The 20,083-nt window shown below is 60.4% G+C and carries 19 protein-coding genes and 1 tRNA gene; 7 read left to right on the top strand and 13 right to left on the bottom strand.

The window, feature by feature from the left end; translation table 11 throughout:
• Positions 1–688: 688 nt before the first annotated feature.
• Positions 689–2,752: a calcium-binding protein gene (locus ACIPQ1_RS16305; RefSeq protein ID WP_446534436.1), complete on the top strand. Its 2,064-nt coding sequence runs from the start codon at positions 689–691 to the stop codon at positions 2,750–2,752.
• Positions 2,753–2,846: 94 nt separating this feature from the next.
• Here the strand turns inward: ACIPQ1_RS16305 and ychF are convergent, their stop codons facing one another.
• The 8 genes from ychF to ACIPQ1_RS16265 form a co-directional block, all read right to left on the bottom strand.
• Positions 2,847–3,947 carry a redox-regulated ATPase YchF gene (ychF, locus tag ACIPQ1_RS16300; protein ID WP_411385630.1) on the bottom strand — a complete coding sequence of 367 codons (1,101 nt, stop codon included), beginning with the start codon at positions 3,945–3,947 and terminating at the stop codon, positions 2,847–2,849.
• Positions 3,948–3,969: 22 nt separating this feature from the next.
• Positions 3,970–4,554 carry an aminoacyl-tRNA hydrolase gene (gene pth, locus ACIPQ1_RS16295; protein WP_003185374.1) on the bottom strand — a complete coding sequence of 195 codons (585 nt, stop codon included), beginning with the start codon at positions 4,552–4,554 and terminating at the stop codon, positions 3,970–3,972.
• A 166-nt stretch (positions 4,555–4,720) separates the two neighbouring features.
• Positions 4,721–5,323 (bottom strand): 50S ribosomal protein L25/general stress protein Ctc, encoded by a 603-nt coding sequence (locus tag ACIPQ1_RS16290; RefSeq protein ID WP_060740648.1) that lies wholly within the window; start codon positions 5,321–5,323, stop codon positions 4,721–4,723.
• Between the two features lie 140 nt (positions 5,324–5,463).
• On the bottom strand, positions 5,464–6,405 hold the full coding sequence (locus tag ACIPQ1_RS16285) for a ribose-phosphate pyrophosphokinase (protein ID WP_003171603.1): 942 nt from the start codon (positions 6,403–6,405) through the stop codon (positions 5,464–5,466).
• Positions 6,406–6,452: 47 nt separating this feature from the next.
• Positions 6,453–6,527: transfer RNA gene (locus ACIPQ1_RS16280), tRNA-Gln, on the bottom strand.
• Between the two features lie 37 nt (positions 6,528–6,564).
• Positions 6,565–7,416 (bottom strand): 4-(cytidine 5'-diphospho)-2-C-methyl-D-erythritol kinase, encoded by an 852-nt coding sequence (gene ispE / locus ACIPQ1_RS16275; protein ID WP_446534435.1) that lies wholly within the window; start codon positions 7,414–7,416, stop codon positions 6,565–6,567.
• A 1-nt stretch (position 7,417) separates the two neighbouring features.
• On the bottom strand, positions 7,418–8,035 hold the full coding sequence (gene lolB / locus ACIPQ1_RS16270; protein ID WP_186705004.1) for a lipoprotein insertase outer membrane protein LolB: 618 nt from the start codon (positions 8,033–8,035) through the stop codon (positions 7,418–7,420).
• 4 nt (positions 8,036–8,039) lie between these two features.
• Positions 8,040–9,764: a tetratricopeptide repeat protein gene (locus ACIPQ1_RS16265; protein WP_186705005.1), complete on the bottom strand. Its 1,725-nt coding sequence runs from the start codon at positions 9,762–9,764 to the stop codon at positions 8,040–8,042.
• Between the two features lie 172 nt (positions 9,765–9,936).
• Between ACIPQ1_RS16265 and hemA the strand changes: the two genes are divergently transcribed.
• The 6 genes from hemA (at position 9,937) to ACIPQ1_RS16235 (ending at position 15,316) form a co-directional block, all read left to right on the top strand.
• Positions 9,937–11,226, top strand: coding sequence for a glutamyl-tRNA reductase (gene hemA / locus ACIPQ1_RS16260; protein ID WP_186705006.1), 1,290 nt, complete (start codon positions 9,937–9,939; stop codon positions 11,224–11,226).
• Positions 11,223–12,305, top strand: a complete 1,083-nt coding sequence (gene prfA / locus ACIPQ1_RS16255; RefSeq protein WP_250964074.1) for a peptide chain release factor 1 — start codon at positions 11,223–11,225, stop codon at positions 12,303–12,305. Before hemA ends, prfA begins: the two co-directional genes overlap by 4 nt.
• Positions 12,306–12,319: 14 nt before the next feature.
• The gene (gene prmC, locus ACIPQ1_RS16250; RefSeq protein ID WP_411385628.1) at positions 12,320–13,150 is read left to right on the top strand and encodes a peptide chain release factor N(5)-glutamine methyltransferase; all 831 of its coding nucleotides are present in this window, start codon (positions 12,320–12,322) and stop codon (positions 13,148–13,150) included.
• On the top strand, positions 13,144–13,899 hold the full coding sequence (locus ACIPQ1_RS16245; protein WP_186705009.1) for a molybdopterin-synthase adenylyltransferase MoeB: 756 nt from the start codon (positions 13,144–13,146) through the stop codon (positions 13,897–13,899). Before prmC ends, ACIPQ1_RS16245 begins: the two co-directional genes overlap by 7 nt.
• Positions 13,892–14,683 (top strand): glutamate racemase, encoded by a 792-nt coding sequence (gene murI / locus ACIPQ1_RS16240; protein ID WP_411385627.1) that lies wholly within the window; start codon positions 13,892–13,894, stop codon positions 14,681–14,683. Before ACIPQ1_RS16245 ends, murI begins: the two co-directional genes overlap by 8 nt.
• Before the next feature lie 114 nt (positions 14,684–14,797).
• The gene (locus tag ACIPQ1_RS16235; protein WP_186705011.1) at positions 14,798–15,316 is read left to right on the top strand and encodes an acyloxyacyl hydrolase; all 519 of its coding nucleotides are present in this window, start codon (positions 14,798–14,800) and stop codon (positions 15,314–15,316) included.
• Positions 15,317–15,450: 134 nt separating this feature from the next.
• Here the strand turns inward: ACIPQ1_RS16235 and ACIPQ1_RS16230 are convergent, their stop codons facing one another.
• The 5 genes from ACIPQ1_RS16230 to ACIPQ1_RS16210 form a co-directional block, all read right to left on the bottom strand.
• Positions 15,451–15,756: a YkgJ family cysteine cluster protein gene (locus tag ACIPQ1_RS16230; protein WP_250964070.1), complete on the bottom strand. Its 306-nt coding sequence runs from the start codon at positions 15,754–15,756 to the stop codon at positions 15,451–15,453.
• 27 nt (positions 15,757–15,783) lie between these two features.
• A complete protein-coding gene (locus ACIPQ1_RS16225; protein ID WP_250964069.1) occupies positions 15,784–16,557 on the bottom strand; it encodes an SDR family NAD(P)-dependent oxidoreductase in 774 nt (257 codons plus the stop codon).
• A gap of 121 nt (positions 16,558–16,678) precedes the next feature.
• Positions 16,679–18,130, bottom strand: a complete 1,452-nt coding sequence (phrB, locus tag ACIPQ1_RS16220) for a deoxyribodipyrimidine photo-lyase (protein WP_446534434.1) — start codon at positions 18,128–18,130, stop codon at positions 16,679–16,681.
• 12 nt (positions 18,131–18,142) lie between these two features.
• Positions 18,143–19,087 (bottom strand): MerR family transcriptional regulator, encoded by a 945-nt coding sequence (locus ACIPQ1_RS16215; protein WP_411385625.1) that lies wholly within the window; start codon positions 19,085–19,087, stop codon positions 18,143–18,145.
• Positions 19,087–20,049, bottom strand: a complete 963-nt coding sequence (locus ACIPQ1_RS16210; protein ID WP_411385624.1) for a YbgA family protein — start codon at positions 20,047–20,049, stop codon at positions 19,087–19,089. The genes ACIPQ1_RS16215 and ACIPQ1_RS16210 overlap by 1 nt, the downstream gene beginning before the upstream one ends.
• Between the last annotated feature and the right edge of the window lie 34 nt (positions 20,050–20,083).

The following is a 20,083-nucleotide window of genomic DNA, read 5'->3' as shown; positions in this document are numbered from 1 at the left end:
GGCGTACATGAGTTTTGTGTCTGCTGAAGATTAAGTGTGGGAGCGAGCTTGCTCGCGATAGCGGAGGCTCAGACAAATAGTGCTGGCATGTGTCTCTTGCTCTTGCTCTTGCTCTTGCTCTTGCTCTTGCTCTTGCTCTTGCTCTTGCTCTTGCTCTTGCTCTTGCTCTTGCTCTTGCTCTTGCTCTTGCTCTTGCTTTTGATCTTGATCTTGATCTGGATGCCCCGTTAAACCACGCTGGCCGAACGCAGGTATTGCGCAGTGGGCACCTCGGCATGGATGCCGAGGTAGCCGCGCTGGGCCATGGATGGCCCTTCGCGGCGGCCCACGGAGCAATGCCGGAGTGAGGGCACACCGAGCCTAGGCGAGGTGCCGAGTGGTGGGGCAGAAGCGTTTTGGTTACTTTTGCGCTTCTCAAAAGTGACCCGCTGTAAGAGCGGAACCATAAGTAGCCGTTACCTGAATAACGGATATACACACCATCACCACCATCACCACCATCACCACCACCATCACCACCATCACCAACACCGTCTTATACAACTCAGACGTTAAAGCGGAAGTGCCCCTTTCCTTCGGCTTCCACAAACCACCGGTCGAACTCTGCTCATGCCAACGCTGGGGCGGCGTGCAAATCCTTACTGCTCTACTAGAGTGACGAATCCAACACCCGTTAAAGGATTAACCCATGGCAACCAGCGATAGCACGATGGCAAATACCCATACCGTGATAACTGGCCCGGGCACTGTCCAGGTCGACCTCACCGGCCAGTTCGATAATAACCAGAGCATCATTATCCAACCGGACGGCAAGATATTGGTTGGAGGCTATACCGAGTACCTGGCATGGGGATACCCCGGAGCGCCAGGTGAGGAAAGCTACGGTTACGAACAGAAGCATTCCGTTGTCCGGCTAAACGCCGATGGTAGCCTGGACACCAGCTTCCATGAAGGTGGCATCGACATCGTACCTGCTGCGATAGCCCCGGCGTCGCGCTACGAGCTGACGGCGGTGCAGACCGATGGCAAGGTGCTTGTCGCCGTTGCGTTGAACACCGGCGTACAGGTGGAGCGCTTCAACAGCGACGGGACGCGCGATGCCAGCTTTGGCCAAAATGGCGCTATTACGGTCGACATCAGCCACGACTTCAAGGACATCGACCTGACGGCGAATACGGATGGCACATTCCAGGTCAGCGCCCGTGGATTTGATCAGGCCACAGTGACAAGGATCGGCAATGACGGCACTTTCGTCGATGGCTTTGGCGAAAATGGCGTGCTGACTGTCAAGATTCCCGAAGACGCTTACTACAACGGAGGGATTTCTACTGCGGTGCAGGCAGATGGAAGTGTTGTGGTCGGGGCTGCATACAATGCCGCCGGCGTGGGTGATCCGACGTACACCCTACAGCGCTTCAACCCCGACGGTCAGCTGGATACCCGCTTCGGTGATGATGGTGTCCTCTCCTTGAACGCTGCCATGGGTTTTGGCGAAGACTCCGTGGTCACCGTACAGGCTGACGGCAAGATTATCGTGATGGGTCATGGCGAAGGCGAGGCTTTGGTTACTCTCGCACGGCTTAACGCTGATGGCTCCTTCGATGCCAGCTTTGGCTCCATGGGTAGGGTGACCTTCGAGGCCGACACGCCTGTGGCGTTGACGGTACAAGACGATGGCAAGATCCTCGCCGCGGGCACGAGCAACGGAGATTTCAGCGTCATCCGTTTGAACGCGGATGGCAGTGTGGATACCGGCTTCGGCAGCCAGGATGGCAAACTCCATGTGGACGGATACGCCGGCGAAGAAATCCTGCAGGGGAGCGATGCCGCTGAAATCATCCACGGCTTGGCGGGTGATGATGTGCTCCAAGGCAACGGCGGACGCGACGTTCTGCAGGGAGGCGCTGGCGCTGACATTTTCCGCTTCACCGAACTGAACGACAGTTTCCGCACGACCACGCAAAACAACAGCGACCGGGTCATGGACTTCGACGCCTCTCAGGACCGCATCGACCTGATTGGCCTGGGCTTCACCGGCATTGGCGACGGCCATGGCGGCACCTTGGCTGTCATGGCAAGCTCAGACGGCACTCGCACCTACCTCAAGAACTACGACGCGGATGGCTCTGGACAGCGGTTTGAACTGATCTTGGACGGCAACCTGTCGGGGCAATTGGACAGCTCTAACGTGGTGTTCACCGCACCCACTGTCGAAGGGACGTCTGGTAAAGACACGATGACCGGTTCTGCCTTGTCGGAAATCATCTATGGCCTGGATGGCAATGACCGTATCAACGGCGGTGCTGGCGCTGATGTCATCATCGGTGGCGCGGGCGCAGACCGTCTCAACGGCGGAGATAGAACCGACATTTCGTTGTGGACAGATAACCGTGAAAACGCCGACGTGTTCCGCTATCTCTCTACCGAGGACAGCTATCGTACGGACAGCCATAGCTTTGCCGATCTTATCGAAGGCTTTACCGTTGACGACAAGATCGATGTATCGGCCCTGGGCTATACCGGCTTCGGAGAGGGTACGGGTACTACGCTGGAGATGGTTTATAACAACGAACTGGACCGCACTTACCTGAGGGATGTGGAGGCGGATGCACAAGGCCACCGATTCCAGGTCGGGCTTGCTGGGGACTGGCGAGAAAGCCTTGATGAGGATGACATGATCTTTGCTCCCGACGCCGAGATAGGGCTGATCGGGGTAGCGCCCGAGGCCGATCCAGGGCATTTATTGACCTGACGTCGGCTCCAGACGGTCGCGTGGCAGCGAGTAGCTGCCACGCGATGGGGGCTGAGGACTTTGATCGCCTCCAATAACCTGATGCGAAAAAACGTCAGACGTTGAAGCGGAAATGCATAACGTCGCCATCCTTGACGATGTATTCCTTACCTTCCAAACGCCATTTACCCGCTTCCTTGGCGCCTGCTTCGCCCTTGTACTGGATGAAATCCGAGTAGGCGATGACTTCGGCGCGGATGAAGCCTTTCTCGAAGTCGGTATGGATCACGCCAGCGGCTTGCGGTGCAGTAGCACCGACGCGGACGGTCCATGCGCGGACTTCTTCAACGCCAGCGGTGAAGTAGGTCTGCAGGTGGAGCATCTCGTAGCCCGCGCGGATCACGCGGTTCAGGCCAGGCTCTTCCAGGCCGAGGGCCTCGAGGAACATGTCTTTCTCTTCACCGTCGTCCAGCTCGGCAATTTCCGCTTCGATCTTGTTGCAGACCGGCACGACCATGGCGCCTTCTTCTTCGGCGATGGCCCTGACCACGTCCAGGTGCGGGTTGTTCTCGAAACCGTCTTCAGCGACGTTGGCGATGTACATGACCGGTTTGGTGGTCAGCAGGTGGAAGCCCTTGATCACCAACTTCTCGTCAGTGCTCATGTTCTTCATCAGGCTGCGTGCAGGCTTGCCTTCGGTGAAGTGGGCGATCAACTGCTCCAGCAGGCCTTTCTGGACGACCGCGTCCTTGTCGCCGCCCTTGGCGTTGCGGGCGACTTTCTGCAGTTGTTTTTCACAGCTGTCGAGGTCGGCGAAAATCAGTTCCAGGTCGATGATTTCGATGTCGCGTTTCGGGTCGACGCTGTTGGAGACGTGAATCACGTTCTCGTCTTCGAAGCAGCGCACGACGTGGGCGATGGCATCGGTTTCACGGATGTTGGCCAAAAACTTGTTACCCAGGCCTTCGCCTTTCGACGCACCGGCCACGAGGCCGGCGATGTCGACGAATTCCATGGTGGTCGGCAGGATCCGCTTGGGGTTGACGATCGCCGCCAAGGCTTCCAGGCGCGGATCGGGCATCGGTACGATGCCGCTGTTCGGCTCGATGGTGCAGAAGGGGAAGTTCTCGGCCGCGATACCGGATTTGGTCAGGGCGTTGAACAGGGTGGACTTGCCGACGTTAGGCAGGCCGACGATGCCGCAATTGAATCCCATGGTGTTTCCCCTCGGATAAGTGTCAGGCCTTCTGGCTGTGCAGGTTTTTCATCGCACGGTTCCATTCACCGGCGAGGATATCCGGCAGCACGCCGAGGGCAAAGTCGATGCTGGCATCGAGTTTTTCCTGTTCGGCGCGAGGCGCACGACCCAGGACAAAGTTTGAAACCATACTGGCAACGCCCGGGTGGCCAATGCCGAGCCGCAGGCGGTGAAAGGTATTCTGATTACCCAGTTGCGCGATGATGTCGCGCAAGCCGTTGTGACCGCCATGGCCGCCGCCTTGCTTGAGCTTGGCAACGCCCGGAGGCAGGTCGAGTTCGTCGTGGGCCACCAGGATTTCTTCAGGCTTGATGCGGAAGAAACCGGCCAATGCCGCCACGGCCTGGCCGCTGCGGTTCATGTAGGTGGTGGGAATCAACAGGCGAACATCCTGACCCTGGTGCGAGAAGCGCCCGGTCAGGCCGAAATACTTGCGATCGGCGGCCAGGCTGACGCCTTGTGCGTGCGCGATGCGCTCAACAAAAAGGGCCCCTGCGTTATGCCGGGTCTGTTCGTATTCAGCGCCTGGATTTCCCAGGCCAACGATCAGTTTAATGGCAGTCACGATAGGGGCCCTTCCTGGAGTGTGGATAACAATGTCGCAATCAGGCGGTGTTGCGACAGTGGACGAAAATGGCGGATCTACCGTTAAGTAAACTTCGCGTTCTCGCCCGCTGTCTCGCTACGTTCCAGTCCGCGATGTTTCCGGTCACTCCGGCGACAGAGTGAAATTACTCTGCAGCGCCTTCTTCAGTGGCTTCTGGAGCAACACGTGGAGCGTGGACGTTGGCAACAGCCTTGTCATCGCCGTGTGCCAGAGCAACAAACTCAACGCCTTTAGGGGCCTTGAGGTCGGACAGGTGAATGATCGTGCCGACTTCGGCGTCAGCCAGGTCGACTTCGATGAATTCAGGCAGGTCTTTCGGCAGGCAGGACACTTCCAGCTCGGAAGTCACGTGCGAGATCTCGCCGCCTTTCTTGACCGGGGCAGCTTCGTTGATGAAGTGCACTGGAACAACAGCAGTCAGCTTCTGACCGGCAACAACGCGGACGAAGTCAGCGTGCATCACGTGGCCTTTGGCCGGGTGACGCTGCAGGGCTTTGATCACGACGTTTTGCTTGGTGCCGCCAACGTTCAGCTCGATGATGTGGCTGTAGGCCGCTTCGTTTTCGAGCAGTTTGGCAACTTCTTTGGCCAGCATGCTGATGGACTCAGGGGCTTTGTCGCCACCGTAGACTACAGCTGGAACCAGGCTTGCGAGACGACGCAGGCGGCGGCTCGCACCTTTCCCCAGGTCGGAACGCACTTCAGCATTCAGAGTAAAATCGTTCATGTTGTATCTCCAAAATAGCCATTTCCGAATGACGTCTGCGACCGACGCCAAAGCGGTATGGGCAAAAAAGCCCCGCCCCAACATGAGTGTTGGGGCGGGGCGCTTTTCGTCAACGAGATCTTCTGGAAAGGGCAGGGCCCTTAACGGAACATCGCACTGATCGATTCTTCATTGCTGATGCGGCGAACCGCTTCGGCAACTACCGGTGCGATATCCAGTTGGCGGATACGCGCACAGGCTTGTGCTGCAGCGGACAGCGGGATGGTGTTGGTCACCACCAGCTCGTCCAGCACGGAATTTTCAATGTTCTCGATCGCTCGACCCGACAGCACAGGGTGTGTGCAGTAGGCAAAGACCTTGGCAGCGCCATGCTCTTTCAGGGCCTTGGCCGCGTGGCACAGGGTGCCGGCGGTATCGACCATGTCATCGACCAGGATACAGGTGCGCCCTTCGACGTCGCCGATGATATGCATCACTTCGGAGTGATTGGCTTTCTCACGACGTTTGTCGATGATACCCAGATCCACTCCCAGGGATTTGGCAACAGCCCGTGCACGCACGACGCCACCAATGTCCGGGGACACGATCATCAGGTTTTCGAAGCGCTGATCTTCAATATCATCCACCAGGACCGGGGAACCGTAGATGTTATCCACGGGGATATCGAAGAAACCCTGGATCTGGTCAGCATGCAAATCAACCGTGAGGACACGGTCGATGCCGACTACGGTCAGCATATCAGCCACGACTTTCGCGCTGATCGCCACACGTGCGGAACGCGGACGGCGATCCTGACGGGCATAACCAAAGTAAGGAATAACAGCAGTGATACGAGTAGCCGAGGAGCGGCGGAAGGCATCAGCCATCACGACGAGTTCCATCAGGTTATCGTTGGTCGGAGCGCAAGTCGGCTGAATAATGAAGACGTCTTTACCGCGAACGTTTTCATTGATCTCGGCAGTGATTTCGCCGTCGGAGAACTTACCGACAGAAATGTCACCGAGAGGGATATGCAGCTGACGTACGACACGCCGAGCCAGATCGGGGTTAGCGTTCCCCGTAAAGACCATCATCTTGGACACGCGCAGTACCTGAAGGCTGAGGGTATACCTGGATGAGTATAGGAAAATGGCAGGGGCGGCTGGATTCGAACCAACGCATGGCAGGATCAAAACCTGCTGCCTTACCGCTTGGCGACGCCCCTGTATCTGTTGCTGCGAGTGCCCAGCACTCGATTCCTTTTAGAGCAGGTCTTGCAGCTTGCGATGCAACATCGAAACGTTGCTTCCTTTTGCTACAAACCCTGTAAGGGTCTCTGTCAGAAGGGCCGAGACTTTATCAGCTTCAGCTTTGCTTGGGAAGCCCCCAAACACACAACTTCCAGTTCCGGTGAGTTTTGCTTCGGTAAATTTACCTAACAAATTCAAAGCGTTACGAACATCTGGATAACGCCTTGCTACCACCGGTAAGCAGTCATTTCGACTGTTTCCCTTGGGAACGGGGCGCACTTTAATGGGAGGAGAGTTACGTGTCAACAGTGGATCTGAAAAAATTTCTGCTGTACTTACAGAGACTTGCGGCACCAGCACCACGTACCAGGGTTCTTCGGGTTCCACGGGGGTGAGTTTTTCCCCAACGCCTTCGGCAAAAGCGGCGTGGCCACGCACGAAAACCGGCACGTCGGCGCCCAGGGAAAGGCCCAGCGCCGCGAGGCGATCGATGTCCCAGTCCAACTGCCACAAGTGATTGAGGCCCAGTAAAGTCGTCGCCGCATTCGAGCTGCCGCCACCAATGCCGCCGCCCATGGGCAGGATTTTTTCGATCCAGATATCGATGCCTAGCGCACAACCGGATTGCGCCTGGAGTTTTTGCGCGGCCTTGACGATCAGGTTGCTGTCGTGGGGGACGCCTTCGAATTCGGTGTGCAGGCGAATCACGCCGTCGTCGCGCACGGCAAAGGTGATCTCGTCGCCGTAGTCCAGGAACTGAAAAATCGTCTGCAACTCGTGGTAGCCGTCCGGGCGGCGGCCGAGGATGTGCAGCATCAGGTTGAGCTTGGCCGGAGAGGGCAGGGTCAGGCGTGCAGCGGTCATGTCATTGCCCCAGCTTGCGCGGCTGCCATTGCTTGATCACCAGTGTGACGTCGAGGTTGCTGCCGTGCAGCTTGATGCGTTCGGGCAGCCAGTAGCCGTTCTGCTGGGCATAACTGAGGTATTCGATCTGCCAGTCGTCCTGTTCCAGGTTGGACAGGCGGCTGTCGGCGTCGAGTGTCAGGCGACTTTTACTGTCCGGTGCCGGCAATCCACGAACCCACCAGGTCAGGTGGGAAACCGGCAGTTTCCAGCCCAGTTGTTCTTCCAGCAGCGCTTCGGGGCTGGGCGCCTCGTAGCGCCCCTGGTTGGCGACTTCCAGCGAAACCTGGCCCGGCCGGCCGGTCAGGCGGGCCGCACCGCGACCCAGCGGGCCCGACAGGCGAATATCGTAATAGTCCTGGCGTTGCAGCCAGAACAGCGTGCCACTGCCCGAGTCTTTCGGGGCGCGGATGCCGATCTTGCCGTCGATCTGCCAGCCGTCCAGGCCGCTCAGTTGCTGCTTGTGCTCGCGCCACTGGGCCTGGTTGCCCTGGCCTTGGACGGATTCACGGGCGCCGAAGCCCGCGCAACCGGCGAGCAGGGCAATGAAACTGAAAACGATGAGATGGCGCAAAAACATAATCTTAAAGAGTCTCGGATCCGGTCAGGCGTTTGATGGTGCTGCGCAAGATAGGGCTGTCGGGCTGATCCTTGAGGAATCGGCTCCAGATCTGCCGGGCTTCGCGTTGTTTGCCGTTGGCCCACAGGACCTCGCCCAGGTGAGCGGCGACTTCCTGGTCGGGAAAGCGCTCCAGGGCCTGGCGCAACAGGCGTTCGGCTTCGTCGAGATTACCCAGGCGGTAATTCACCCAGCCAAGGCTGTCGAGTACCGCCGGGTCTTCCGGATTGATCTGGTGGGCCTGTTCGATCAGCAGCTTGGCCTCGTCGTAGCGGGTGGTGCGATCCGACAACGTATAGCCCAGGGCGTTAAGGGCCATGGCGTTGTCCGGGTCACGCTGGATGATCAGGCGCAGGTCTTTTTCCATCTGGGCCAGGTCATTGCGTTTTTCCGCCAGCATGGCACGGGTATACAGCAGGTTCAGATCGTCCGGGTATTGCTTCAAGGCTTGTTGCAGTACGTTCCAGGCCTTGTCGCCCTGATTGTTGGCCGACAGGGTTTCGGCTTCGATCAGGTACAGCTGGATCCCGTAGTCGGGCTGGGAATCACGTTGTACCGCGAGGCGGCTCTGGGCATCGGCGGTCTTGCCATTGCTGATCAGGATATCGGCCTGGCGCAACTGCGCCGGCAGATAATCGTTGCCCGGGCCGACCTGCGCGTACTCGATCAGTGCGCTCTCGGGGTCGTTGCGTTCCTCGGCGATGCGACCCAGGTTCAGGTGGGCCGAGTCGACATGGCTTTCCCGGGCGATCAGGTCTTCCAGGTAACCCTTGGCCTCTTCCCAGGCCTTGGCTTCCAGGCAGACCAGCGCCAGGGAATAGCGCAACTCGTCGTCTTCCGGGTATTGCTGGACCAGGCTGGAGAACTCCACCTTGGCGTCGTCCATGCGGTTGTTTTCCACCAGCATGCGGGCGTAGGTGAGGCGCAGGCGCTTGTCGTCCGGATACTTCTTGATGCTTTTTTGCAGCAGCGGCAGCGCTTCGTCGCCACGGTTCAAGCCTTGCAGCAGGCGTGCCCGTAACAGGATAGGCGCCACTTCGCCGGCTTCCGGCGGGTTGTCTTCCAGCAGGGTGAGGGCACCCTGGGCGTCACCGTCCTGTTGCAACAGCAGGGCCTTGCCGAAAATCAGCTGGCCGTTGTTCGGGTGGCGCTGCAACAGGCGATCGAAGCTTTTCATCAGGCCGTTGCGGGTTTCCTGGTCGGTATCGGCGGCGGACAGCGCCAGGAAATCGAAATGAGTGTCGCCCTTGCCCAGCAGGACTTTCTCCATATACACCATGGAGTCGTCGTAGCGCCCGGCCCTGGCCAGTTGCACGGCGGCGGCGCGCTGCGCTTCGAGGTCGTCGGGGGCATTCCTGGCCCAGATCAGCGCCGTATCGAGCGCGGGTTGGTCGGCGCCCAGGTATTCGGCAATGCGAAATGCCCGCTCGGAGATGCCCGGGTCCTGGGTATTGATGGCCTGGGTCACGTAGTTGTCCAGCGCAATGTCGAAGCGATTGCGCTGGCCTGCCAGTTCGGCGCTCAACAGGCTGAAGATGGTTTCTTCGCTGAAGGAGCCGTAGACCTTGGGTTTTTCAGGGGCCTGCACGCTGTCTTCGACGGGCGGCGTACCGTCCGTCGAAACGGGGGCCATGGACTGGCAGCCGCTGAGCACGGCGAGGGCGAGGAGCAACGCGGAAGATCTATTCATATAGGAAGAGGACGACTAACCTGCGGTCGGATCATCATGACACAAGCCTTGGGGCAAACATAACCGCCCCGTCGATTTACCCTCCAGGGCCAGGCGATAGAGATGGAGTAGTTGTTCTGGATCTGACGAAGTAGGACAATTGCCGGCTTCACGTCACCATCAGCGACCTTGAATGGCCTTCCTTGCACTCGGTATCAACCACAAGACTGCTTCAGTAGACGTCCGCGAGCGCGTGGCCTTTACGCCTGAGCAGCTGGTCGAGGCCTTGCAGCAGCTCTGCCGACTGACCGACAGCCGCGAAGCTGCGATCCTCTCCACCTGCAATCGCAGCGAGCTCTATATAGAACAGGATCACGTTTCGTCCGATTCAGTGCTGCGCTGGTTGGCCGAATACCATGATTTGAGCCTTGAAGAGCTGCGCGCCAGCGCCTATGTGCATGAAGACGATGCGGCCGTTCGTCACATGATGCGCGTTGCCTCGGGGCTCGATTCGCTGGTGCTGGGCGAGCCACAGATTCTCGGCCAGATGAAGTCGGCCTACGCCGTGGCCCGCGAGGCCGGCACCGTCGGCCCGCTGCTGGGGCGCCTGTTCCAGGCAACGTTCAACGCCGCCAAACAGGTGCGCACCGACACCGCCATTGGCGAGAACCCGGTGTCCGTGGCGTTTGCCGCGGTCAGCCTGGCGAAACAGATTTTCAGTGATTTGCAACGCAGCCAGGCGCTGCTGATCGGCGCCGGCGAGACCATCACCCTGGTCGCTCGCCATCTCCATGACCTGGGTGTGAAACGTATCGTCGTTGCCAACCGCACCCTGGAACGGGCCAGTACCCTGGCCGAACAGTTCGGTGCCCATGCGGTGCTGCTGTCGGACATTCCCGCCGAGTTGGTGCACAGCGACATCGTCATCAGTTCCACCGCCAGCCAGTTGCCGATTCTTGGCAAGGGCGCCGTGGAAAGTGCCCTGAAGCTGCGCAAGCACAAGCCGATTTTCATGGTGGACATCGCCGTTCCCCGGGACATCGAGCCGGAAGTCGGCGAGTTGGACGACGTTTACCTCTACAGCGTCGACGACTTGCACGAGGTGGTCGCCGAGAACCTCAAGAGCCGGCAGGGCGCGGCCCAGGCGGCGGAGGAGATGATCAGTGTCGGCGCCGAGGACTTCATGGTGCGCCTGCGCGAGCTGGCTGCGGTGGATGTGCTCAAGGCGTATCGTCAACAGAGCGAGCGCCTGCGCGACGAGGAACTGCAAAAGGCCCAGCGCCTGCTGGCCAACGGCGGCAGTGCCGAAGAGGTGCTGGTGCAACTGGCCCGCGGCCTTACCAACAAGTTGCTCCATGCCCCCAGTGTCCAGCTCAAGAAGCTGACCGCCGAGGGCCGCCTCGATGCGCTGGCCATGGCCCAGGAACTCTTTGCCCTCGGTGAGGGCTCACCGGATAGCTTTTCGGATAAAAAACCGCAATGAAAGCGTCACTGCTCAACAAGCTGGACATCCTCCAGGACCGTTTCGAAGAACTGACCGCCTTGCTGGGCGATGGCGAAGTTATTTCCGACCAGAACAAATTCCGCACCTATTCCAAGGAATACGCGGAAGTCGAGCCGATTGTCGCCACCTATAAACAGCTGCTTAAAGTGCAGGGCGATCTCGAAGGCGCCCAGGCGCTGCTCAAGGACAGCGACCCGGACATGCGCGAAATGGCCGTGGAGGAAGTCCGCGAAGCCAAGGAACAACTGCTCGAACTGGAAAGCAGCCTGCAACGCATGTTGCTGCCCAAGGACCCGAATGACGGGCGCAACGTGTTCCTGGAGATCCGTGCCGGCACCGGCGGCGACGAGGCGGCGATTTTTTCTGGCGACCTGTTCCGCATGTATTCGCGTTATGCCGAGCGTCGCGGTTGGCGGGTGGAAATTCTCTCGGAGAACGAGGGCGAACACGGCGGCTATAAAGAAGTCATCGCCCGGGTCGAGGGCGACAATGTCTACGGCAAGCTGAAGTTCGAATCCGGCGCCCACCGCGTGCAACGCGTGCCGGCCACCGAATCCCAGGGACGCATCCACACCTCTGCCTGCACCGTGGCGGTATTGCCTGAGCCGGACGAGCAGGAAGCCATCGAGATCAACCCGGCGGACCTGCGGGTCGACACGTACCGTTCCTCCGGCGCGGGCGGCCAGCACGTCAACAAGACCGACTCGGCGATCCGTATCACGCACTTGCCCTCGGGCATCGTGGTCGAGTGCCAGGAAGAACGTTCCCAGCACAAGAACCGTGCGCGGGCCATGGCCTGGTTGTCGGCCAAGCTCAACGACCAACAGACCAGTGCCGCCGCCAACGCCATCGCCAGCGAGCGCAAGTTGCTGGTGGGCTCGGGCGATCGTTCCGAGCGGATCCGTACCTACAACTTCGCCCAGGGCCGGGTCACCGACCATCGCGTCAACCTGACCCTGTATTCCCTGGACGAGATACTTGCCGGTGGTGTCGATGCGGTGATCGAGCCGTTGTTGGCCGAATACCAGGCCGACCAATTGGCGGCGATTGGCGAGTAAGCACAGGTGAATAAATGACCATCATCGCCAGTCTGTTACGCGCCGCCGAACTGCCGGATTCACCCACGCCACGGCTGGACGCCGAGTTGTTGCTGGCCGCTGCCCTGGGCAAGTCCCGCAGCTTCCTGCACACCTGGCCCGAGCGGATCGTGCCCAGCGAGGCAGCGTTGCTGTTCTCCGAATACTTGCGGCGGCGGCGTTCCGGCGAGCCGGTGGCCTACATTCTCGGGCAACAGGGCTTCTGGAAGCTCGACCTGGAAGTCGCGCCCCATACCCTGATCCCGCGTCCCGACACCGAGCTGCTGGTGGAAACCGCGTTGGCCTTGTTGCTGGCGACACCGGCCCGGGTCCTGGACCTGGGCACCGGCAGCGGCGCGATTGCCCTGGCCTTGGCCAGCGAGCGCCCGGCCTGGAAGGTCACGGCGGTCGACCGGGTGTTGGAAGCCGTAGCCCTGGCCGAACGCAATCGCCAGCGCCTGGACCTGCGCAACGTCACGGTGTTGAGCAGCCACTGGTTCAGTGCTTTGGAAGGCGAGCGTTTCCAGTTGATCATCAGCAACCCGCCGTACATCGCGGCCAGCGATCCGCACCTGGCCGAGGGCGACGTGCGTTTCGAGCCGGCCAGTGCCTTGGTGGCCGGGCCCGACGGGCTCGATGATCTACGCCAGATCGTGGCCGAGGCCCCGGCTCACCTGGAACCGGGTGGCTGGCTGATGCTAGAGCACGGATACGATCAGGCCGAAGCGGTGCGCGATTTGCTGAGCGCCCAAGGTTTCACGCAAGTCCACAGCCGCAAGGACCTCGGCGCTCATGAGCGCATCAGCCTGGGGTGCCTGCCGTGCTGAACGATCAGGAGCTGTTGCGCTACAGCCGGCAGATTCTGTTGCAGCACGTCGACATCGACGGCCAGTTGCGTCTCAAGCAAAGCCGGGTGTTGATCATCGGGCTCGGCGGGCTCGGCGCCCCGGTGGCGTTGTACCTGGCTGCCGCTGGCGTGGGCGAGATGCACCTGGCGGATTTCGACAGCGTCGACCTGACCAACCTGCAACGCCAGATCATCCACGACACCGACAGCGTCGGCCTGAGCAAGGTCGATTCGGCGATGCGGCGCCTGGGGGCGATCAATCCCGAGGTTCGGCTGGTGCCTCACCGAGCGGCCATGGACGAAGACAGCCTGGCCGCGGCGGTCGGGGCGGTGGATGTGGTGCTCGACTGCTCGGACAATTTTTCGACCCGCGAAGCGGTGAACGCGGCCTGTGTCGCGGCGGGCAAGCCGCTGGTCAGCGGTGCGGCGATTCGCCTGGAAGGGCAGTTGTCGGTCTTCGACCCGCGCCGCCCCGAAAGCCCTTGCTACCACTGCCTCTACGGCCACGGCAGCGAAGCCGAGCTGACCTGCAGCGAAGCCGGTGTGATCGGGCCGCTGGTGGGCTTGGTGGGCAGCTTGCAAGCCCTTGAAGCCTTGAAGTTGCTCGCCGGCTTCGGTGAGCCGCTGGTGGGGCGCCTGCTGTTGATCGATGCCTTGGGTACACGGTTCCGTGAACTGCGGGTCAAGCGTGACCCAGGTTGCAGCGTCTGCGGTGATCCACATGAGTGAAGCGCCGGTTGGTGTGCTCGACTCGGGTGTCGGCGGGCTGTCGGTGCTGGGGGAGATCCGTCGACTGCTGCCCAATGAATCGCTGTTGTACGTGGCAGACTGTGGGCATATTCCCTACGGCGAGAAGACTCCGGAATACATCCGACAACGCTGCGCGATCATTGCTGACTTTCTCCTGGGCCAGGGCGCCAAGGCGCTGGTTGTTGCCTGCAACACCGCAACGGTGGCTGCCGTTGCCGACCTGCGCCGTGATTTTCCCCATTGGCCCATCGTTGGCATGGAGCCGGCGGTCAAGCCGGCGGCCGCCGCGACCCGCAGCGGTATCGTCGGCGTATTGGCCACCACCGGCACTTTGCAGAGCGCCAAGTTCGCCGCGTTGCTCGACCGTTTCGCCAACGATGTGCGGGTCATCACGCAGCCGTGTCCGGGTTTGGTGGAACTGATCGAAACGGGTGACCTGCAAAGCACGGCCCTGTATCAACTGCTGCAACAGTACATCGAGCCGTTGCTGGCGGCCGGCTGCGATACGCTGATCCTGGGGTGCACGCACTATCCGTTCCTCAAGCCATTGCTCGAGAGGATGATTCCTGAACATATCAGCCTCATCGACACGGGGGCGGCGGTGGCCCGGCAACTTCAACGCCTGTTGATTGAACGAGGTCTGCTGGCTGAAGGACCTGCCAGTGAAACGCACTTCTGGACGAGTGCCGATCCGATACATCTAAGAAAAATCCTACCAACGCTATGGCATTCGTCTGGCGTTGTGCGAAGCTTCGATCTGTAAAAAAAACGTGAAAATTATGTAATTCCTGCTGAACTTCTGTTTTAGCGTGGATTTCTATAGCTTTGAGTGTTTGTAACAAAATCTACTAAGTCTGTTCGGAAAAGGATGTTTCTAATGAAGCGCTTATTCTGCTTTGCCGCGTTTGCGGCTGCGTTGTTGGGGCACACTTACACTGCGCAGGCAGCGGGTGTGGAGTTTGGGGTGGGCCAGACCAGCGACTCGACCATGACCTATCGCCTGGGCATGCAGTTCGACTGGGACAAGAGTTGGTTGCAAAGTGACGTCGGCCGCCTGACCGGCTACTGGAGCGGCGCCTATACCTATTGGGACGGGGACGAAGCATCCAGCAACCACAGCCTGTCGTTCTCGCCCGTGTTCGTGTATGAATTTTCCGGCCAGAACGTGAAGCCTTATATCGAGGCGGGTGTCGGTGTGGCGTTGTTCGCCAATACCCAAGTGGAAGACAACAAGCTCGGCACGGCCTTCCAGTTCGAAGATCGCATCGGGTTCGGCCTGCGCTTCAATGGTGGGCATGAAGTGGGCATTCGCGCCACTCACTACTCCAACGCGGGTATCAAGTCGACCAACGACGGTGTGGAAAGTTACGCGCTGCATTACACGATGCCGTTGTAACAGCAGAAAAACTGTGGGAGCGAGCTTGCTCGCGATAGCGATCGACCAGCCACCCTGTAGTGCCTGGTCCACCGTCATCGCGAGCAAGCTCGCTCCCACAGTGATATCCAGCAGAAATCAGTCAGATCATTCTGTTATCGATACGCCGTCGCAATGCCCTGGCGTTCTTCCAGGCATTCCGGTGCGCCCATCTCGAACTCGCGGCAGATCAGCGGGCGCTTTTCGTAGATGGTGCACATCATGCTGTCGCGATCCAGGGCCGCGCACCATCCGTCGTCAAGCCGCAGCATCACTTCCCCACCCCAATCGTCCGTGTCGATAAAACGCTCCGGGACCCCGGTGTCGGTGATCAGCATCACTTCCAACTGACAGCAGCACGCCGCGCACGTCGAGCACGTAACCGCCGGTGCCTGGATTTCACGGAGGGGGATGGTTTTCATGGCGCGCAGTGTAAGGCAATCGGCGGCTCAGGGGCGTCCCTTGATCGGATAGCCGTTTTTTGCCTGGCATGAGTCCGAGTCGGCCGGCAGGGGGTCGGTGGATGAAGGCAGGGGCCAGAGCGCGGTCATGGAGGCAATGGGGAGCGCAACTTCCCGGGGGCGTTCGACCAAATGATTCAGCACCTGTCGCGCCGCTTCCTCTGGCGACCAGTGGCGCGGGGCCGGGAAGCAATCGTCGGGCTCCAGCGATGGGCCGTCGAACCCCGGGTGCACCAACGTCACATCGATGCCGGCGGGGGCCAGTTCTGCCCGGGCCGACTCAAACAGATGACGCATCCCGTTGCCCCCCGCTTCGATTTGCGAAGGCGCCAGGTAGGTTGCCGGGCTGGCGATACCCACCAGGTGAGGTTCGATCCCGGCGCGTAACAAGGGCATTGCCACTTCGATGCAGAAACTGGCGGCGAGCAGGTTGCTGCGCACGATATGCTCGATCGATAGGTGATCGGCGGCTTGCCCGTCAACGTACTCAGTGGTCCCGGCATTGAGGATCACCTGATCCAGGGCGCCCCATTGTCGAGTGATGTGTTCGCCGATCTCGCGCACGGTCTGGCTGTCGGTCAAATTGCCGGGCACTGCCAGCACTTGTCCTGGATAACGTATCGAAAGGGGTTCGCACGATCGGGCCGAGCACGAACTGACTGCCAGGTAGGCACCTGACTCGAGTATCGCTTCAGCCAACGAAGCGCCGATTCCGTTGCTTGCCCCGGTAAGCCAATAGCGCCGTGGCGGTCGTAGACCCATTTCATGCTCCTTTCGCTTGCGCAGGGCTTGGATACACTGCTTCAGTCGAGCTCCTGCGATTAGTAGGACTATATGTCATCGGGCGAATAATGCATCCAGGAGGCCAGCAATTTAATGTTCGCTAATCGCCGGTCCCTTCAAGGGCTGCGTCCTGTCGCGTCGGCAGGTTTCTGAACGCTGCCAGCGCACGTGCCCGGGATTGGGCCAGATCAACAATCGGTGCCGGGTACGTTGTATTGCCAAACAATTCGCCTTGCACATTAGGGTGGTGGACACTTTGCTTATCGAGGTCGTTCAGTTCGGGTAACCAGCGCTTGATGAAAAGCCCGTCGCGGTCGAACTTTTCCGACTGGCTCAACGGGTTGAAGATACGGAACCAGGGCGCCGAATCGGTGCCGGTGGAGGCGCTCCACTGCCAGCCGCCATTGTTGGCGGCCAAGTCGCCATCAATCAGGTGCCGCATGAAAAAGCGCTCGCCTTCGCGCCAATCGATCAACAGGTTCTTGGTCAGGAACATGGCGACCACCATCCGCAAGCGATTGTGCATCCAGCCGGTCTCCAGCAATTGACGCATGGCCGCATCGATGATCGGCAAGCCGGTGCGTGCCTGTTTCCAGGCCTCCAGTTCCGCAGGAGCCTTGCGCCAGGCCAGCGCCTCGGTTTCCGGGCGGAACGCTCGGTGGCGTGATACCCGGGGGTAACCCACCAAAATGTGTTTATAGAACTCTCGCCAGAGCAATTCATTGATCCAGGTCACAACACCGGCACTTCCGCTTTCGAATTCTCCCTGGTTGGCTTGCAGCGCGGCATGCAGGCACTGACGCGGCGACATCACCCCAGCCACCAGGTACGCCGAGAGTTGGCTGGTGCCGGGCCGGGCCGGGAAGTCCCGTTCGTGCTGGTAATCGTCGAGGTGCTGGTCGACAAAACTGTCCAGGCGCCGCCGGGCCTCGGTTTCACCGGCGGGCCAGAGGGCTCGCAATGCTTCACTGGGCGGGGCGAATCCATCGACTTGCATCGGCACCGGGTCGCGGGCAATGCCGGTGGGCGCCTGCCTCGGCGGAGTGGCGACCAGGCTCGGCAATGAGAAATGCAGGCGGTTGTAGCAGACCTTGCGGAACTGACTGAACACCTGGAAATAATTGCCGGTCTTGGTCAGTACGCTGCCGGGCTTGAACAGCAGTTGATCGAGGTGACTGTGAAACTCGATGCCCTGGTCATTCAAGGCATGGGCGACCTCGGCGTCGCGTCGCGTTTCATTCACGCCGTACTCTTCATTGACATGCACGGCGCTCACATTCAGTTCGCGACATAGCGTGAGCAATACGTGTGGCGCCTGGTGCCAATGCGCTGCCTCGCGGATCAAGAGTGGGACGTTCAATTCATCCAGGGCCGCGCTCAACGCGCCGAGGTTGCGCAGCCAGAAATCGATCTTGCACGGTGCGTCGTCGTGGGCGCGCCATTGCTCGGGGCTGGTCAGGTACACCGCCACGCAGGGCCCTTGGGCTGCGGCGGCCGCCAGGGCGGTGTTGTCGCGCAGGCGCAAGTCGCTGCGCAGCCAGATCAATCGCATGCTGTTTTTCATCTAAAGGAGTTCTCGGCGACTCAGTTCGCGGTGAGCCGATAGCGGGTCTTCGGCCCAGGACACCTCGATCATCGAGACGCCTGTGGATAGCCGGGCGTGGTGGATCGACGCGGCCGGGCCGGCAATGATGATAGGGCAATCAATTGCGCCCAGTAGCCTGGGCAGTTGGGACAGATTGAGGGCGTGACTGGAATACAGCAGGACGCCACGGGCCTTGAGGCGTTCGACCGCCAAGGCCAGCTCACCCGCCGGCAGCGGGCTGTCGAACACTTCCACCGGGCAGTCGGCGCTGCTGGCCAGCCAGGCGGTGAGCCACAGGTGCGGCTCCAGGGGTACGTCCGATTGATTGACCAGCAACAGGGGCGCGCCGTGCAGCTGGCGGTTGTTGTGATAGATCCGGCTGCCGAACTTGCTGCGCAGCCACGAGTACAGGAAGACGCGTTCCAACTGCGCGCCGAACTGGCCTTGCCAGCGCAGGTGCAGGTCGGCCAGCAATGGCAGGAGCAATTGCTCGCACACGGTCCAGGGCGGATACAGCGCCATCGCCTGGTTGACCAGGTCGTCGATCTGGCGCTCGGCCAGTTGCGTCACCGCCAGCACCAGGGCGTGGCGCTGACGCTGCCAGTCGTTCTCTGCCGGCTGTGTGGTTTCGGTCGGCGCTGGCGTGTCCAGCAACGGCTTGATCTTGCTCACCGCAACGCCACGATCGATCCACGTGAGGATGTGCCGGATCCGTTGTACATGCTCGGCATTGAACAGTCGGTGACCCTTGGGTGTGCGGTGCGGCACGATCAGGCCGTACCGGCGCTCCCAGGCCCGTAGCGTGATGGCGTTGACCCCGGTCTGCCGGGCGACTTCGCGAATGGGCAGCCAGCCTTGGGCCAAGGCCTTGGCAAAATCGGCCCCCAGGTCTTCGCGGGCGCTGGCGTCGGGGTCGTGCTTCATTAGATAGCGTTTCGCAAGCTGAGGTTTTCCGGGTGCGGTTGCAGGTAGACCTGCTGCGCCAGGTAAGGATCGGGGTGCTGGCGCAGGTGATGCTTGAGCAACGTCAGCGGCACCACCAAGGGCACGATGCCGAGGCGATATTGCCCGATGAGGTGCTGCACCTCTTGTTTGTCCTCGGCGTCGATGTCGCGCTTGAGATACCCGCTCAGGTGTTGCAGCACATTGGTGTGGGTGCGGCGGGTGGCGCACTTCTTCAGGGCGGCCATCAATGCGCTGAAATAGCGTGGGCCTAGCTCGTTGGCATCGGCCTTGCCCATGGTGCCCAGCAGTTTGCCCAGGGCTTTGTACTGCTCCGGGTTGTGGGCCATGAGCAGGTATTTGTAGCGCGAGTGAAATTCGATCAGGTCGCGACGGGTCAGGCCCTGGCGGCGCAAGGATTGCCAAGCGGCATAGGCAAACACCCGGGTCAGGAAGTTTTCCCGTAGTACCGGGTCGTTGAGGCGACCGTCTTCCTCCACCGGCAGGTCGGGATGGCGTTCGCAAAAGGCCTTGGCATAGATGCCGCGCCCGCCGCCGTCCTGGGTCACGCCGTTGTGGTCATAGACCTTGACCCGCTCCAGTCCGCAGGAGGGCGATTTCTGCATGAAGATGTAGCCGCAGATGTCCTCCAGTTCACCCGCCATCTGCCGCCCGTAGTCGGCCAGTGGTCGGGTCACGTCGAGGTCGCGATTCACCGTGCCGAGCGCCTCGGGGTGTTCGGGGTCGCCCACCAGGCGGATCGGTTCCCGAGGAATGCCCAGGCCGATAGCGACTTCAGGGCACACCGACACGAAATCGAAATACTCGACGAGGGTGCGGCTGCACAATGGCGATTGCTTGTGCCCGCCATTGAAGCGAACTTCAGCCCCCATCAGGCAGGCGCTGATGGCGATTCTGGGTTTGGCGATGGCTGCTTTGGACATGGGCGACCTCTGATAGCTAAATCTTGTACAAATT

The organism is Pseudomonas sp. LARHCG127 (assembly GCF_052871455.1).
Note: the sequence above shows the minus strand (reverse complement) of the source record. Positions and strands in the feature narration are given on the sequence as shown.

Coding starts and splice junctions, on each gene's coding strand:
- ACIPQ1_RS16235 (WP_186705011.1), top strand. CDS start 14,798: ATGAAGCGCTTATTCTGCTTTGCCGCGTTTGCGGCTGCGTTGTTGGGG.
- ychF (WP_411385630.1), bottom strand. CDS start 3,947: ATGGGATTCAATTGCGGCATCGTCGGCCTGCCTAACGTCGGCAAGTCC.
- ACIPQ1_RS16225 (WP_250964069.1), bottom strand. CDS start 16,557: ATGGGTCTACGACCGCCACGGCGCTATTGGCTTACCGGGGCAAGCAAC.
- hemA (WP_186705006.1), top strand. CDS start 9,937: ATGGCCTTCCTTGCACTCGGTATCAACCACAAGACTGCTTCAGTAGAC.
- ACIPQ1_RS16305 (WP_446534436.1), top strand. CDS start 689: ATGGCAACCAGCGATAGCACGATGGCAAATACCCATACCGTGATAACT.
- ACIPQ1_RS16290 (WP_060740648.1), bottom strand. CDS start 5,323: ATGAACGATTTTACTCTGAATGCTGAAGTGCGTTCCGACCTGGGGAAA.
- lolB (WP_186705004.1), bottom strand. CDS start 8,035: ATGTTTTTGCGCCATCTCATCGTTTTCAGTTTCATTGCCCTGCTCGCC.
- ACIPQ1_RS16215 (WP_411385625.1), bottom strand. CDS start 19,087: ATGAAGCACGACCCCGACGCCAGCGCCCGCGAAGACCTGGGGGCCGAT.
- ACIPQ1_RS16210 (WP_411385624.1), bottom strand. CDS start 20,049: ATGTCCAAAGCAGCCATCGCCAAACCCAGAATCGCCATCAGCGCCTGC.
- ACIPQ1_RS16230 (WP_250964070.1), bottom strand. CDS start 15,756: ATGAAAACCATCCCCCTCCGTGAAATCCAGGCACCGGCGGTTACGTGC.
- ispE (WP_446534435.1), bottom strand. CDS start 7,416: ATGACCGCTGCACGCCTGACCCTGCCCTCTCCGGCCAAGCTCAACCTG.
- phrB (WP_446534434.1), bottom strand. CDS start 18,130: ATGCGATTGATCTGGCTGCGCAGCGACTTGCGCCTGCGCGACAACACC.
- prfA (WP_250964074.1), top strand. CDS start 11,223: ATGAAAGCGTCACTGCTCAACAAGCTGGACATCCTCCAGGACCGTTTC.
- prmC (WP_411385628.1), top strand. CDS start 12,320: ATGACCATCATCGCCAGTCTGTTACGCGCCGCCGAACTGCCGGATTCA.
- ACIPQ1_RS16265 (WP_186705005.1), bottom strand. CDS start 9,764: ATGAATAGATCTTCCGCGTTGCTCCTCGCCCTCGCCGTGCTCAGCGGC.
- murI (WP_411385627.1), top strand. CDS start 13,892: ATGAGTGAAGCGCCGGTTGGTGTGCTCGACTCGGGTGTCGGCGGGCTG.